This is a genomic window from Burkholderia arboris (assembly GCF_902499125.1).
GTDB classification, from domain to species: domain Bacteria; phylum Pseudomonadota; class Gammaproteobacteria; order Burkholderiales; family Burkholderiaceae; genus Burkholderia; species Burkholderia arboris.
This window is the reverse complement of record NZ_CABVPX010000004.1, coordinates 214,139-229,169: the sequence shown is the minus strand read 5'-3', so window position 1 is coordinate 229,169 and position 15,031 is coordinate 214,139. Positions and strand designations below refer to the sequence as shown.

Here is a 15,031-nt window from a genome sequence, read left to right as displayed (position 1 = left end):
CCCATGACCGAAGCGACCCAGACATCCGCCGCCGCACCCGAGGACACGCGCCTCGGGATCCTCGCGCGGCGCCGCATCGAAGCGGAAATCATCAAGCCGATCTACGAAATCATGAAGCGCGAGTTCGGCGCCGAGCGCGCGCAGGGCGTGATCGCGGAAGCCGTGCGCGGCGCGGCCGTCGACGCGGGCCGCACGTTCGCCGCGCAGGAGCCTGGCGGCACGAGCGTGCAGTCGTTCATCGCGCTGCAGGTGCTGTGGGAGAAGGACGATGCGCTCGATGTCGAGGTGCGGCGTGCGGACGACGCGCACTACGACTACGACGTGCATCGCTGCAGCTACGCGGAGATGTATCACGCAATGGGGCTCGGCGAGATCGGGCACCTGCTGAGCTGCGCGCGCGACAGCTATTTCATCCAGGGCTATGCGCCCGACATCGCGCTCACGCGCACGAGCACGATCATGCAGGGCGGCAAGCGCTGCGACTTCCGCTACGCACGGCAAAGCGCGCCGGAGAACGGCGATGCGTGACGACACCGTGAATGCGCCGCGTGTCGACGGCGACCGTCTGTGGACGTCGCTCGAGCGGATGGCGCAGATCGGCGCGACGCCGAAGGGCGGCGTCTGCCGCCTCGCGCTGACCGATCTCGATCGCGAATCGCGCGACCTGTTCGTGCAATGGGCGCGCGACGCCGGCTGCACGGTGCGCGTCGACCGGATGGGCAACGTGTTCGCGCGCCGCGCGGGCCGCAACCCCGATGCCGCGCCGGTGATGACGGGCTCGCACGCCGATTCGCAGCCGACCGGCGGCCGCTACGACGGCATCTACGGCGTGCTCGGCGGGCTGGAAGTCGTGCGCGCGCTGAACGATGCGGGTATCGAGACCGAGCGTCCGGTCGACGTCGTGATCTGGACCAACGAGGAAGGCTCGCGCTTCGCACCGGCGATGGTGTCGGCCGGCGTGTTCTCGGGCGTCTATACGCTCGAATACGGGCTGTCGCGTACCGACGGCGCGGGCAGGACGATCGGCGAGGAACTCGAACGGATCGGCTACGCGGGCGCCGAACCCGTCGGCGGCTATCCGGTGCACGCGGCGTATGAACTGCATATCGAGCAGGGCCCGATTCTCGAACGGGCCGGCAAGACGATCGGCGTCGTGACGGCCGGGCAGGGGCAGCGCTGGTACGAAGTGACGCTGACCGGCGTCGACGCGCATGCGGGCACGACGCCGATGGAGGTCCGTCGCGATGCGCTGGTCGGTGCCGCGCGGATGATCTCGTTCATCGAAGTGCTCGGCCGCCGTTACGCACCGTATGCGCGCGCAACGGTCGGGATGATCGAGGCGCGGCCGAATTCGCGCAACACGGTGCCGGGCGGCTGTTTCTTCACGGTCGAATTCCGTCACCCCGACGATGCGGTACTCGACGAACTGGATGCGGTGCTGCGTGCGGAGCTTGCACGCGTGGCCGACGAAACCGGGCTCGGCGCGCAGATCGAGCAGATCTTCACGTATGCGCCGATCCCGTTCGCGCCGCGCTGCATCGACACGGTGCGTGATGCGGCCGAGGTGCTCGGGCTGTCGCACATGGATATCGTGTCCGGCGCGGGCCATGACGCGTGCTATGTCGCGCGGGTTGCGCCGACCGGGATGATCTTCGTGCCGTGCGTCGACGGGCTGAGCCACAACGAAGCCGAAGCGATTACGCCCGAATGGGCTGCGGCGGGGGCCGACGTACTGTTGCGTGCGGTGCTGCAGAGCGCGCAGGAAGCCTGAGGGTGATGCGCGCGGCCCGGCGGGAAGGGGTTCGCCGGGCTGAACGTGCATCCTTCCGGCGCGGCGCCGCGCGCGGGTGGCGTCAGGCTGACGGCAAACGCCGATCGATGTAACGGCGCATCACATGGAACGCCGTATCGGTGCGGCCCGGCATCGTCATCAACGCGCCATCGGCCGCAAACCCGAGCTGTTCGTAGAACCGGTACGCCGCTTCGCGCGCCGTACACCAGACGAGCGCGGCGCCGCGTTGTTCCGCGTGCCGCACGCAAACCTGCACCAACACACGCCCGAATCCCATGCCGCGCACGGCAGGGTGGACGGCCATCCCGCGCAGCCGCCACGCCGGCCGCGCAGGGTCGTCGTCGCGCGGCTCCTCGCAGAGCGATGCGACTGCCACGATGCTCGACCGGCCGTCGCGCACGCCGACGTGCAGCGTCGTCGGCGCATGGTCTCCCGCCAGTTCGCACGCGGTCAGGTCGCCGTTCAGCAGGATCGTCGCCCTGAGCGGGTGCGTCTGCACGGCGTCGATCGGTGCGATGGTGAACAGCGTGTCGCGTGGCGTCATCGACGTCCCCTGGATGATCCGGCTGCCCGTTACTTGCCGGCCTTGCGCTTTGCCCTATCCGCGAGATACGCGACGATCTGGTCGAGTTCGCGGTCGCTCAACTGGTCGGGCGGAAACGCCGGCATGCTGCGGCCCGGCCAGTCGCGCACCGATGCCGGGTTGCGGATATAGCGGCGCAGCGCGGCCGGCTGGAAGTAGTCGACCGGATTCATCGGCGCGTTCAGGTCGGGGCCGGCGTGGCTGCTGCCCGCGCCGTCGAGCCGGTGGCACGCGAGACATTGCGTGACGAACAGCCGCTGTCCCGCGCGGGCCGGATCGTTGGCGGGCAATGCGGCATCGACGGCGAGCGACGGCCAGCGCGCGAGCGGCGACGATTCGATCGTCACGCGCACGATCTGGTACGGCCACTGCTCGCCGCGCACCGACGACGCATCCGGCCCGAGCCACACGAGGTAGAACGGCCCGGCGCTGACCTGCTTGCCGGGCAGCTTCGGCCACGGATGGGCCGGATCCTCGATCGCGAGCCACGGGACGGCGCGGGACGGTGCCTGGCGGCGCACGAGATCCATCGGCAGTTGCGCGGCGAAGCCGTCGGCCGCGCGGGTTTCGAGCACGCCGTCGGCCGGCAGCGGCGTATCGCCGAGCAGCGCGGCGAACGGCACCGCGCGGAACGTCATCGGCCGGCCATACGCGATGTCGCGCGGCACGTGGATGTCCGTGGCGTCGGGGCGCGCGAGCAGCGTCTGCCGGGTGAGGGTGCGGGCCGTGCCGTCGGTTTCGAGTTCGAGCGTGGACTGGGCCGACGCGCGTTGTCCGATCAGGCAGACCATCAGCAGCACGAGCGAAAACCACTGGCGCTTCAGCATTCGTTCTCCTGGGAAGGGCGTTCCGGCGGCGGCAGGAGGCGGGCGCCGCGGCCGATGGAAGGAATCGGGCGACAGTCTATCCGCTACGCGCGGCGCTGGCGAATTCTGCGACGGAGGGGCGATCGGAGCACGTGCGCGGTAGTATCGTGCTTCGGCACGTGCCCGACGCGGCCATCCGCCCCGGCGCCGGGCCGGCAACGCCACGATACCGTCGGCAACGTTCGACGCTACCGGACACCACGCATGGACACTGCCGCAGACCGGGCGCTCGCCCATATCCGACGATCCTGGCCGCCGCCGGAGCGGCTGGGCCCTGCCTTCCCCGTTACGCTCAATTTTCATCCGGATACGCTGGCCGCCGGCATCGGCACGCTCGAGCGGATTGTCCGCGACGGCATGTACCGGTCGCAGTTCGAAACGGCGACGAGCAATGGCGGCCTGACCGCGTATCCCGGCGGCGATCGCTGGCAATGGGAAAGCAGGATGTTCGGGCGGGCATACGATGATGCCGATCCCGCACTGCGGCCCAAGTACGGTGCGCTGAATCATCGGCTCGATCCGGTTGGCGGATCGAGACGCTTTGGATCCTGTCATTTGCGTCTGCGCAACGACGTGCACCGGCGAACGACCTTCTGCTATCCGGATAGCCATTACCAGCCCGCGCATTTCGCGATCCAGGACTGCACGGCGCTGATCCCGCTCGCGGCTGAAAACCGCGACGGGCTCGATGCGCTGCTCGACAACTACATCGAGGCGCAGGTCCACGGTGCGGTCAGTCTCGGCGACGATGTCGACGCGATCGTGCTCGATCCGAGCTATCGCGATACGCCGGTCGAGGCGGCGGCGGGGCGGTCGGGCTGCCGGGTCGAGTGGCACGGCGGTTTCCGGCTGTCGCTGGATCGGCTTGCCGAGTGCGAGCAGTTCCGCGGGCCGGCGGCGGCCGATGCCATCGCGCAGATTGCCGTCGACCGCGTCGTGACGCCGGCCGTGCTCGGCCGCGCGCGCGACGGCGTGCTCGACTACCAGACGGCCAAGTGGGTGTGGCATTGCGTGGCGCGGTTCGGCCAGGGTAGCGGGATCGCCGGCTGAACGGCTTCAACCGGGCGGGTCATGCGGCGTCAATGACTCGAACAAGGCACTTCGCCGTTCGGCATCGGCGTGTCGCGCTCCGCTTCGAAATCGGCTTCGCGCGTGCCCGACGGCGTCAGCGACACGAAATGCATCGCCGTGCCGCGCGCCGGGAACCCGGCGATACCGGTCGAGCCCCACGGAATCGGCGAACGCTGCATGCCACTTACCGAAATGTCCGAGGCCCCAAGCGCCAGCGTCAGCAGCCGCCCGTCGCGGGTCGGTACGTACGCATGCGTGCCGGAGACCCCGATGCCGGCTTCGCGCACCGACGCCGGCAGGCAATCGAGCGTCGCCGTGCGGCGGCCGTCCGGGGCGATCAGGATCGCGACGCCGCGATCGTCCGCTGTCGTCGTGACGACGATGAAGCGATCGATTTCCGGCACATAGGCCGACGAGTACACGTAGTACCGGATCCTGTCGTTCAGCGTCCCGAGCAGGTCCAGCCTGGCCGTGACGGGATCGAACGTCGCGTACTCGAGCGTCGCGTCGGTGCTGCCTTCGATGAATTTCTGCCAGACGAGCAACGCGGTGCGCGGCGAGCCCGCGATCACGGGCCACCACTCGCGGCGGTGCGGCGCGACCGCCACGTGGTTCAGCACACGTCCGGCCGCGTCGTAGGTTTTCAGGTAGACGCCGTTGCCGGTGCCGAGATTGTCGACGCCGCCGCCGTTGACCCAGTCGGCCGAATAGAACACGACGAAGCGTTCGCCGACCGTTGCGACATGGCCCGAATGGCCGCCCGGCTCGACGTCGTTCGGGTAGGGCTTGACGGGCTTCAGGTCGCGTCGATAGACGCCATAGCGCTGGCTGACTTCCTGCGGTGCGTTCCAGCCGTCCTCGAACGTGACGAAGATGTCGCCGCGCGCGTTCTGCGCGATCGATACCGGTTCCTGTGCCTCGGGGCGGCTGATGAACGTGCGGACATGCAGCAGGCGCGGCTTGCCCGGCAGCCATTCGCCGACGTACACGTCATGCGGCCAGTTGCCGTTGCGCAGCGCGCCGCGCGGCACGATGCCCGAACTGCTGAAGAACACCCAGCGCTTGCCGTTGCCGGCATCGGCCACGCCGATGCCGTGCATGAAGCGGCGCGGGTCGCCGGTTTCCTGCGGCGTCGACGCCGCCGGCACGGCGACCGTATGCACGGCCGGCGCGACCGCGAGCGCGAACAGCGGCACCGCGCCGATGCAGCACGCGCCGCAGAGCGCGGCCGCGACGCGCTTCACGGCCGCCCGCGCCGGGCGCATTCGCCGCGTCATTCGACGGTCACCGATTTCGCGAGGTTGCGCGGCTTGTCGACGTCGGCGCCGCGCGCGCAGCCGACGTGATAGGCGAGCAGCTGCAGCGGGATCACGTTGACGATCGGCGACAGCAGGTCGCCCGACTCGCGTACGCGGATCAGGTGCGTGTCGCGGTCGGCGTCGATTTCGAGCTGGTTGCCGGCCAGCACGTAGAGCCGGCCGCCGCGCGCGCGAACCTCGGCCATGTTGGACTTCAGCTTCTGGAACAGGCGGTCGTCCGGCGCGATCGTGACGACCGGCATCGCGCTCGTGACGAGTGCGAGCGGGCCGTGCTTCAGCTCGCCGGCCGCATAGCCTTCCGCGTGGATGTACGACACTTCCTTGAGCTTCAGCGCGCCTTCCATCGCGATCGGGAAATGGATGCCGCGCCCGAGGAACAGCGCGTTCTCGGTGTGCGCGAACTTCGCGGCCCAGCCCATGATCTGCGTTTCCAGCGCAAGTGCGTGGCTGATGCGGCCGGACAGCGCACGCAACTGCTTCAGGTGCATCGCGACGTGCGCCGCGTCGAGCCGGCCGCGCTGTTGCGCCAGCGTCAGCGTCAGCACGAACAGCGCGACGAGCTGCGTCGTGAACGCCTTGGTCGACGCGACGCCGAGCTCGATACCGGCTCGCGTGAGAAACCGCAGCGGCGCGTTGCGCGCGATCGTGCTGGTCGCGACGTTGCAGATCGCCATCGACAGCGCCTGACCCATCGCGCGCGCCTGTTCGAGCGCGCCGATCGTGTCGGCCGTTTCGCCCGACTGCGAGATGCCGACGACGAGCGTGCGCGGATCGGCCACCGTGTCGCGGTAGCGGAATTCGCTGGCGATCTCGACCTGCGCGGGAATGCCGGCGATGCTCTCCAGCCAGTATTTCGCGGTCAGGCCCGCGTAGTAGCTGGTGCCGCAGCCGAGCAGCAGCACGCTCCTGACTCTCGACAACAGCGCGCGCGCGCCGTCGGTCGCATCGAACAGCGCCGGCGAGATCGTGTCGATGCCGTCGAGCGTGCTGTCGATCGCCTTCGGCTGCTCGAAGATTTCCTTCTGCATGAAGTGCTGGTACGGACCGAGCGCGGCGTCGCCTTCGCGCGCCTTCACTTCACAGAGCGGGCGCCGGGCTTCATGCCCGCCCGAGTCGACCACGGCGATGCGGTCCGGCGTGATCAGCGCGACATCGCCGTCTTCGAGGTAGACGAAACGGTCGGTCAGGTCGCCGAGCGCCGCGCAGTCCGACGCGAGGTAGTTCTGATCGGCGCCGATGCCGATCACGAGCGGCGAGCCGGCGCGCGCGGCGACGAGGCGTTGCGGCTCGCGTGCGCTCAGCACCGCGATCGCATACGCGCCGTGCAGCCGTTTGACGGCGCGCACGACCGCGTCGAACAGGTCGTCGCGATAGACGCTGTGGATCAGGTGCGCGATCACCTCGGTGTCGGTCTGGCCGCGAAACGTGTAGCCGCGTTCACGCAGCTCGACGCGCAGCGCGTCGTGATTCTCGATGATCCCGTTGTGCACGACCGCGATCGTGTCGCCGGACATGATCGGATGCGCGTTCGTTTCCGAAGGTGCGCCATGCGTCGCCCAGCGGGTATGCGCGATGCAGGTCTGCGCTTCCAGGCCGAGCGTCAGCACGCGCGCCTGCAGGTCCGTCACGCGCCGCAACGTGCGTTCGCTGCGCAGACGGCCGTCGCCCTGCACGGCGATGCCGCACGAATCGTAGCCGCGATATTCGAGCCGGCTCAACGCATTGACCAGTTGCGGCACCTGATTGTTCAGGCCGCTTGCTCCGACGATTCCGCACATGATTCACCTCGTCCAGAAGAAGTTGCCGGCCTGCCGGCGATGCATGGCAGCGCGGCGTCAGGAGCGGCGCCGCGCCGCACGGATGGCGTCCCGTGCGCGGCGGCGCGTCTCCGCTGACTTACTCGCGGGGCTGCGGCCCCGCGTGGGCGACCCATTCGATGCCGGAAATGGAGCCGTTCGCGTCGTGCGACGCGACGAGAATGCGTGTCGTGCGTCGCGCGCCACGCCGGCGGGCGCCGGCCAGCGCGGTGGCCGGCACCGAGCGCACCTTCGCGCTGGCCGAGCGCCGCAGCATCTTCGACACGCGCAGCCGGTAGGCGAGCGGATGCACGACGCGCCCCGCGATCAGCCACGTGACGATCGTGCCCGCGATGGTCGCGATCGCGGTCGCGTAGAACACCATCTGTTCGATCGGCATCTCGGCCTGGTTGAACGGCAGCAGGTAGCGGTACGTATAGATGCAGATCGACGCCCACACGGCTCCGACCAGCGCCGGCCGCACGAGGCGGAACCAGACGACCAGCACGGAGCCGGCGATGCGGCCGCGTTCGGCGATCATTTCGCGCGGCGTGCGCAGGGAAAGGTCAATAATCGGCGCGTTCTTCATGTTGAATGCCTCGGTCGGGGCTGACCCATACGGCCCGCTTGCCGCGGCCCCGCAGCACGACGGCCGGCAGGGCGACGACGGTGGTGATCATGCTGATCAGCCAGAAAGCAACGGGATACCAGATGGTGTCCAGGAAATACATCAGGAGTTTTTCGTCATACTGACGATCGATCATGCTGCCGATGATCAGCTGCAGGATGCAGGTGGCGACCAGCAGCATTCCGTGCCAGTGCGGCACGACCGATACGTGCCAGCTCGGCGGCAACGGGTAGACGACGTCGACCAGCGCGAGCAGCAGGATGAACGACATCGAATAGGCCCACGCGATGCCGATCAGGTATTCGACGAACAGCGGCCACATCATCATCTGCGTCGGCCGCGCGAGCGTGCCTGCATATTTCATCAGCACCTGGATGCCGCCTTTCGACCAGCGCAGCCGCTGCCGGTAAAGGCCCTTCAGCGTCTCGGGCATCAGGATCCAGCTCAGCGCATGCGGCTCGTACACGACGCGCCAGTCGCGGCACTGCAGCTTCCAGCTGATGTCGATGTCCTCGGTCAGCATGTCCGAGCTCCAGTAGCCGACGTCGGCGAGTGCGGTCTTGCGGAACATCGTGATGACGCCCGACACCGTGAAGATGCGGCCGTACACCTGCTGCGTGCGCTTGATCAGCCCGACGATCGACGAGAATTCGCCGACCTGCATGCGGCCGAGCAGCGACGTGCGCGTGCGGATGCGCGGGTTGCCGGTCACGGCGCCGACGCCCGGGTCGGTCAGGAAGTGCTCGAGCATCCAGCCGATCGCATCGTGCGCGAGCAGCGCGTCGCCGTCGATGCAGAGCAGGTACTCCGCGTTGGATATCGCGGCCGCGGTGGTGAGCCCGACCGCCTTGCCTTCGTTACGTGCGTGATGGATCACGAGCAGCCGCGGAATCTCGACGGCCAGCTCGTTGAGGATCTCGCCGGTGCGATCCTGGCTGCCGTCATTGACCGCGATGATGTCGTAGTTCGGATACTGCATCCGGGTCAGGTGGCTGATCACGCTGCGCGCGTTCGCGGCTTCGTTGAAGCAGGGCACGATGATCGAGATCTTCGGGATGCCGCTCGACGCGATCGTCCGTGTCGACAGCTCGCGGCCTTCTTCCAGCAGGAAGTAGTGCACGACGCCGCCGATCATCCACAGATACGACATGAAGAACGGGTAGTAGAAGACGAAATCCTGCAGGCGCTGGATGATGCCGTGGGTGGTCATGGCGTCTTTGCTCCGTGCGACTGCTGCATCTGCATCAGCGCGTTGATCGAGGTGGCGTCGAGGCGTGACTTCAGCGACATCACGTCGCGCATCGTGTCGAGCTCCGGCTGGCCGTTCAGGAAGTTGTCCGGGTAGTACCCGAAGTTCACGGCGCCCTCGCTGCGTAGCCGTCGCATCTGGGCGAGCAGCGTGCTGGCCGGCACGTCCTTGTGTGCGTGCCAGTCGTACGACTGCAGTTCGAACACGGTGCGTTGCAGCCCGCGCTGCTTCGCGCGCACGGCCCGCACGAGCTGGTCCAGCCAGCCTTCGGGATCCTTCGCCTGCTCCATGTACGGCATCGCCATCAGCGCGACGTAGTCGTAGGTGGCGAGGAAATCGTCGTAGTTCTGCGCATACCACGCTTCCGACTCGGGCTTGAGCACCGGCAGCGCGAAGATGTTGCGCGCGGTCAGCACGTCGCCGACGTTCTGGTGCGCCAGCACGATCTGCTCGAGCTGCCGGGTCAGGTCGATCAGATAACGCGATTTCTCGCGCGTCCAGCGCTTCATCAGGTCGGGGTTCTCGCGGATCTTGCCGACGTCGGCCGGCAGCCCCCATTGCGAATAGGTGCGCAGCGCGTGCTGGCCCGCATCCTCGTAGTCGTCGAGCACGGCGTCGTCGCTGAACAGGATGCCGCTGAACGACGCGTGCTTGCTGAGATCCTCGTAGATCTGCTGGATCATCAGCCGCGCATCCGGATCGAACGGGCTCAGCCGGAACACGCGCGTGCCGCTCTCGCGGGCCGGCGCGCCGCCGTATGCGCTGACGGCCTCGAGCCCGCGCTGCTTGTCGGCCGGCGGCCGGAACGCGAGCACCGGCATCCACGCGTACACCTGCACGTTGGAGCGCGTATTGAGCTGCCACGCGGCGCGCGAGAACAGGTCGGCGCGCATCGGCAGGTGCCGGTTCGGGAAATACACCGATTCGGCCACGCCGGTGCCCTTCGGGTCCGCAAACGCCTGCAGATACACCGATTTGGGCTGCATCCGGTAGATACGCTCGATCAGCTTGCCGAGATTCGCTTCCTGGCGCGCGGGATCGGGATCGTAGACCTGGTCGAGATCGACCTGCACGGTGCGCTCCGGCACGTCGACGTCGCCGCGGTTGGACGCCGGCTCGCGCATCGAGCGTTCGAACCCGCCGATATCGACGTCGTACATCATCAGGATCCGTCTCAGCCGGTCCAGCGGCACGTCCGGCGTATTCGGGCCGGCATCGAGGCTGAACTGGATGTCCATGCCGAGCGACGTCGATATCTGGCGCACCGGCTGGTTTTCCGCGCCGTAGGGCCACACCATCGAGCGTGCGACGATGCCCGTGTGTTCGTGGATCTGCCGCACGCATGTCTGCAGGTCGTCGTGCACGCGCGCCTGGAATTCGGCATCGGTTTCATAACGTTTCTGGTCCTGCAGGTAGAGGTGCGAGGTGGTCGCCGGCAACTCGTTGCCTTGCGGATTCGCGATCGCGCCATGATGGAGGTTGTGGGTGTGGCAGCCGAGCTCGACGAGGTGCGACTGGCCGAGCTGCTTCACTTCGTCCCACGACATGAAGTAGTCGCGCGGCACCTGGACCTTGTCGCTGATGCGGATCGGCGTATCCGGTGGCGTATCGATCCACGCGGTGACGATGCCCATCACGGCCGGATACTTGAAGCGCTCGAGCAGCGGCAGCACCTTCGTGTAGTGGCTGCGAAAGCCGTCGTCGAACGTGAGCAGCACCGCGCGCGGCGGCAGCGGCCTGCCGCCGTGCCGCGACTCCTCGATCTGCCTGACCGTGACGGTGTGGTAGTTGTTGGTCTGCAGCCACGAGAAGATCGCGGTCAGCGTACCGGTATCGACCGCGAACGGATCGACCATCGCCGTCGGCGACGAAAACGACGCCATCAGGTTGTCGCGCACATCGTGCATGCAGATCACGCGAAATGTCTTGCCGTCGGCCGGATCGGACGGCGGCAGCAGGTCGATCATCTTGGCGTTCGTCACGCCCGGGAACAACGAACAGGCGGCAAACGTGCCGAGGCATCCGCACATGAAGGTCCGTCTGGTTTGCATTGCGCGATCTCCTTGCTAGAACGGCAGGTTGACCGACAGGAAGCCGGTTTCGGAGCGTTCGCGCTGGCCGTCGTACGCGTGGCTGCTGACTTCGACGCCGTAGGTCAGCGTGATGTCGTGCTTGAACGTCCACGCGTGCTCGAGGCGCGCGCTCCACAGTGGACTGGTGCCGAAGCCGCGCTCGTTGTACACGCCGCCGGACACCGACACGCGCTGCTGCAGCGACATGTCGCCTTTCTTCCACAGCGTCAGCTGGTGCATGGCGGTTGCCGCGGCCGCATAGTCGCGACCCGGGTTGAAGTAGGGTGCGTCCTGGCGCGTGTTGCTGTCGGTACCGAGATCCAGCGATACGTTGACGAGCTGGTTCGCGGACGTGTACACGCGCTGCGTGACGTTCGCCGCGATCTCCTGGTGCAGGTTCGAATCGCTGTAGCGGCTCACGCCGTAGCTTAGCTTGACCTGGCGGCGGTCGTTCTGGCGATACACGACCTCGACGTTCGCGGAGCGTCCCCAGATGTGAGCGGCATAGGCCTTCCACGGCAGCGAATTGTCGTTGGTGTCGAGCCCGGCGCTGACCGTCCAGTAGTCGTTCAGCGCATACGCGACCGTCCCGCGGCCGCCGGTTCGGCCGTCCGTGCCGAGCGAGCGCGTGACTTCGCCCTGCACGGTGAGCGGGCCGTGCCGGTAGTCGCCGCCGATGCCCGTCCGCGTGCGGCTGATGTTGCCGCTGTCGGTTTGCGCATAGCCGAAGAACGTATGCGAGAAGACCCGCCAGTTGTCACCGAACGGTTGCGAATACACATAGCTGTCGGACGAGAAGCTGTTGTCCGCCAGCGCGCTGTTGCCGTGCTCGTAGCTCAGGTCGGTCGTGAACACGGGGCTGCGGTACGCGTTGTAGTCGCGCTTGAAGCTGCGCACGGCGCCGCTGTCCGGGAACGTGTTGCCGAGGGTCTGGTCGACGGTCTTCGCGGCCGTGTAGTCGTCTGCCGTGAGCGACGCGCGACCGAGGCCCGCGAGCATCTCGACGCTGTCCGGATGATCGGTCAGCGATGCGCGATACATCGAGATCGCCTGACGCGGATGCGACTGGCCCGAGACCGCGTCCGCGTGCGCGGCGCGGATCTCCGCGTTGAACGGCACCTGTTTCTCGAGCTGTTCGAGCGCGGCGATCCCTTCGTCGACATGACCCGTGAAGATCAGGTATTGCGCGCGCAGCCGGTAGTAGCGCAGGTAGTCGCCTTCTTCCGGGCCGACGCTGGTCACCTGTTTGGCGGGCGGCAGCGACTTGCCCATCTCGTCGAGCGCCTGCTTTGCTTCCGGCGCACGTCCCTGGTCGACGTACGACCAGAACAGCCCTTCGCGCAGTTCGATCGGACGCGTGCGGGCGCCGTACTGGAAGCCGCGGGTCGCGCGGTCGGTCGGCGACGCGGTGGCCTGCTGCAGCGCGCGCCGGTACACGGCGTTGGCCTTGACCGGTTCGCTCAGGTACAGGTACGCATCGCCGACGGCGGCCAGCGCGTCGATCGAGATTTCCGCGTTGGAGGGAATCGTCTCGAACGTCGCGACGGCCGTCTTCATGTCGCCGCGTGCCGCATAGGCGACCGTGCGGTCGCCCGCGAGCGCCGTCCGGACCGGCGTGTATTCCGGCGTGGCCGGCATTCGCCTGTCGAGGTCGTCGGCCGCGCGCAGCGCGTTGTCGAGCCCGTCGAAGCGGTCCGAACTCGTCATCGAACGCGACTTGTCGCGTCCGCCGCGTACTTGCTGGCGAATCGACAGTTCTTCCAGTTGCGCGATGTCGACTGCGGAGAAGGCGTCGGGCCGGGCCTTCGCTTCATCGAGCGCCTTGACCGCGCCGCCGCTCGCCGCGAGGCCGAACACGTCGTTGCGCACCGTCGCGACATCGGCGGTATGAAGATTCGGCGCCTGCGCATTCGGCGTTTCGACGTCGGGTCCTTGCGATCGCTGGATCGTTTCGCCGGGTAGCTGCGCGCCGGGTGTCGCTGAATTCGGTGCCTGGGACGACGGCGGTTGCGAGCCGGGGGGCGGTGTGACGGGCGCAGGCGAGTTCGGCATCGGGGTGCCGGTGGCCTGCGCGGTCGGCGTCGGCGTGGTTGGCTGCGTGGCGGTCGCGGTCTGGGCGAACTGCGGCGGGGCGCCCGACGTGTGCTCGACCGGCGCCGGCGTCTCCGGCTGCGCGGTGCCGGATGCCTGGGCAAGCTGCATCGGGGCATTCGACGTCTGTGCGTGCGATGCGGACGTATTCGGAGGCGCGGTGTCGAAGGCCTGCGCAAGCCGCATCGTCGGGTTCGACGCCTGCGCGACCGGGGCCGGCGTATTCGGCGATGTCGCGCCCGGGCCCGGATCACCCGGCTGCGGCGCGTCCGGGTCCACCACGACCGTGGTCGGCATCGCCGGGTTCGGTGCCGGTGCGATCTGCATCGACGCATCCGACGCCTGTGCGATCGGTGTCGGCGCATGAGGGGGCAGCGTGCCCGAACCCAGGGCGATCTTCATCGGCGTCCCGGCTGCTTGCATGTCGGGCGCAAGCGCGTCGGGGGCCGCCCCGGCGATTTCTCTCGCGCCGCCCGGTTCCGCGTCGCCTTCGGCGGCAAAGCAGGGGCCGGACGCGACGAGCAGGAGCAGCAATGGCGCATGCAGGAGGATCCGCCGGTTCGGCGGAGCGACGGTGGGGCATTGTTGTTTCCGATTGCTGTCCACGGTGTGTCCTCACTCTGAAACGATCACGTCGGTTGCACGCCCGACGACGCGCGTCGCCGGCCGTCGCACCGCCGGGCGGCGAGGCCCGGCGGCATCCGACCGGTTCACAGGCGATTGCGGATCGCTTGTCCAAGCAACGCGCGCGATTCGCTGTTCTTCGGGTCGATCGCGAGCGCACGGCTCGCGTTCTGCTCCACACAGTTCCATTCGTCGATCTGCGCGCACGAGCGCGCCTTTGCCAGCGCACGCGCACCTTCCAGTTCCGCAGGTGTGACGCTTGCCGTCTGCATGCGCGCCGTGTCGGTGCCATACGAGCGCGGCTTCGCCGTGTCGTCCAGGCGCTTTCTCGTGCCCGCCAGCGTTTCGGTTCGCTGCGCGTGATGCGCCGCGCCGTGCCGTGCGATGGCACGACCGGAGGCCGGCGCGGCACCCGTATTGGCGGCGAATGTCATGGGCGTCGCATGGGACGGTTGCCGGTGTTTTGCAACGATGTATGGCGTGGTTCGCGGCGCGGCTTCCGGCTCGACCACGATCGGGGCGGCCCGCACGGTCGACACCGCGCGTGCCGTCGACGCGGAGGGTCCCGGAATCGGCACCGGCGGCGCGGGCGGCATGACCGGTTGTGCAATCGTCGATGCGGGTGCGGTGGCGACCGTCGCGCCGGATGCACCGGTTGCGCGGGACGTCGCCGCCACGATCGCGTTGCGGTATTTCCCGACGGCGGTGGCGATCACGCGGGAGATGTCGTGCGCGATGCTCGCGTGGCCGACCACCGAGTCCCGCTCGGCATACGCGAAGAGGCCGAAGATCGCGGCGAACGCGACGATGCTGAGTGCCGCGTTCTTTCCGGGCCCCCACGAGGGCTTCGGCTGGCGGGCGGGTGAGTCGTCCGGTCGTTCTGCACGAGTCATTCAATGCTCCTCGATTCGATACGCTGCGGTGAATGACGCGATCGGCG

12 protein-coding genes are annotated in these 15,031 nt (G+C 68.0%); 3 read left to right on the top strand and 9 right to left on the bottom strand.

All coding sequences use genetic code 11. The annotated features are described in order from the left end of the window. Window positions 1-3 precede the first annotated feature (3 nt). Both BLA15945_RS07095 and BLA15945_RS07090 read left to right on the top strand, forming a co-directional pair. Window positions 4-528 carry an L-2-amino-thiazoline-4-carboxylic acid hydrolase gene (locus BLA15945_RS07095; RefSeq protein WP_174991889.1) on the top strand — a complete coding sequence of 175 codons (525 nt, stop codon included), beginning with the start codon at window positions 4-6 and terminating at the stop codon, window positions 526-528. After that, window positions 521-1,771 carry a Zn-dependent hydrolase gene (locus BLA15945_RS07090; RefSeq protein ID WP_059237083.1) on the top strand — a complete coding sequence of 417 codons (1,251 nt, stop codon included), beginning with the start codon at window positions 521-523 and terminating at the stop codon, window positions 1,769-1,771. Before BLA15945_RS07095 ends, BLA15945_RS07090 begins: the two co-directional genes overlap by 8 nt. 82 nt (window positions 1,772-1,853) lie before the next feature. On the opposite strand, the gene BLA15945_RS07085 is transcribed toward BLA15945_RS07090, so the two are convergent. Then, the gene (locus BLA15945_RS07085) at window positions 1,854-2,336 is read right to left on the bottom strand and encodes a GNAT family N-acetyltransferase (RefSeq protein WP_059237082.1); all 483 of its coding nucleotides are present in this window, start codon (window positions 2,334-2,336) and stop codon (window positions 1,854-1,856) included. Between the two features lie 29 nt (window positions 2,337-2,365). Further along, entirely contained in the window at window positions 2,366-3,202 is an 837-nt protein-coding gene (locus tag BLA15945_RS07080; protein ID WP_174991888.1) for a c-type cytochrome, read from the bottom strand. 243 nt (window positions 3,203-3,445) lie between these two features. On the opposite strand from BLA15945_RS07080, the gene BLA15945_RS07075 reads away from it, so the two are divergent. After that, on the top strand, window positions 3,446-4,291 hold the full coding sequence (locus BLA15945_RS07075; RefSeq protein ID WP_059237080.1) for a DUF3626 domain-containing protein: 846 nt from the start codon (window positions 3,446-3,448) through the stop codon (window positions 4,289-4,291). A gap of 29 nt (window positions 4,292-4,320) precedes the next feature. Here BLA15945_RS07075 and BLA15945_RS07070 read toward each other — a convergent pair whose 3' ends face one another. The 7 genes from BLA15945_RS07070 to BLA15945_RS07040 all read right to left on the bottom strand — a co-directional run bounded on the left by BLA15945_RS07070 (window position 4,321) and on the right by BLA15945_RS07040 (window position 14,984). Beyond that, window positions 4,321-5,589 (bottom strand): hypothetical protein, encoded by a 1,269-nt coding sequence (locus BLA15945_RS07070; RefSeq protein ID WP_407045091.1) that lies wholly within the window; start codon window positions 5,587-5,589, stop codon window positions 4,321-4,323. Beyond that, complete coding sequence (glmS, locus tag BLA15945_RS07065) at window positions 5,586-7,409, bottom strand: glutamine--fructose-6-phosphate transaminase (isomerizing) (protein WP_174991887.1); 1,824 nt, start codon at window positions 7,407-7,409, stop codon at window positions 5,586-5,588. Before glmS ends, BLA15945_RS07070 begins: the two co-directional genes overlap by 4 nt. A gap of 118 nt (window positions 7,410-7,527) precedes the next feature. Continuing rightward, a complete protein-coding gene (locus BLA15945_RS07060; protein WP_059237077.1) occupies window positions 7,528-8,016 on the bottom strand; it encodes a hypothetical protein in 489 nt (162 codons plus the stop codon). Continuing rightward, entirely contained in the window at window positions 7,994-9,265 is a 1,272-nt protein-coding gene (gene pgaC, locus BLA15945_RS07055; RefSeq protein ID WP_174991886.1) for a poly-beta-1,6-N-acetyl-D-glucosamine synthase, read from the bottom strand. The genes BLA15945_RS07060 and pgaC overlap by 23 nt, the downstream gene beginning before the upstream one ends. Next, on the bottom strand, window positions 9,262-11,355 hold the full coding sequence (pgaB, locus tag BLA15945_RS07050) for a poly-beta-1,6-N-acetyl-D-glucosamine N-deacetylase PgaB (protein ID WP_174991885.1): 2,094 nt from the start codon (window positions 11,353-11,355) through the stop codon (window positions 9,262-9,264). Before pgaB ends, pgaC begins: the two co-directional genes overlap by 4 nt. A 15-nt stretch (window positions 11,356-11,370) precedes the next feature. Beyond that, the gene (gene pgaA / locus BLA15945_RS07045) at window positions 11,371-14,073 is read right to left on the bottom strand and encodes a poly-beta-1,6 N-acetyl-D-glucosamine export porin PgaA (RefSeq protein ID WP_174991884.1); all 2,703 of its coding nucleotides are present in this window, start codon (window positions 14,071-14,073) and stop codon (window positions 11,371-11,373) included. Between the two features lie 104 nt (window positions 14,074-14,177). Beyond that, window positions 14,178-14,984, bottom strand: a complete 807-nt coding sequence (locus tag BLA15945_RS07040) for a hypothetical protein (protein WP_174991883.1) — start codon at window positions 14,982-14,984, stop codon at window positions 14,178-14,180. Window positions 14,985-15,031: the final 47 nt, after the last annotated feature.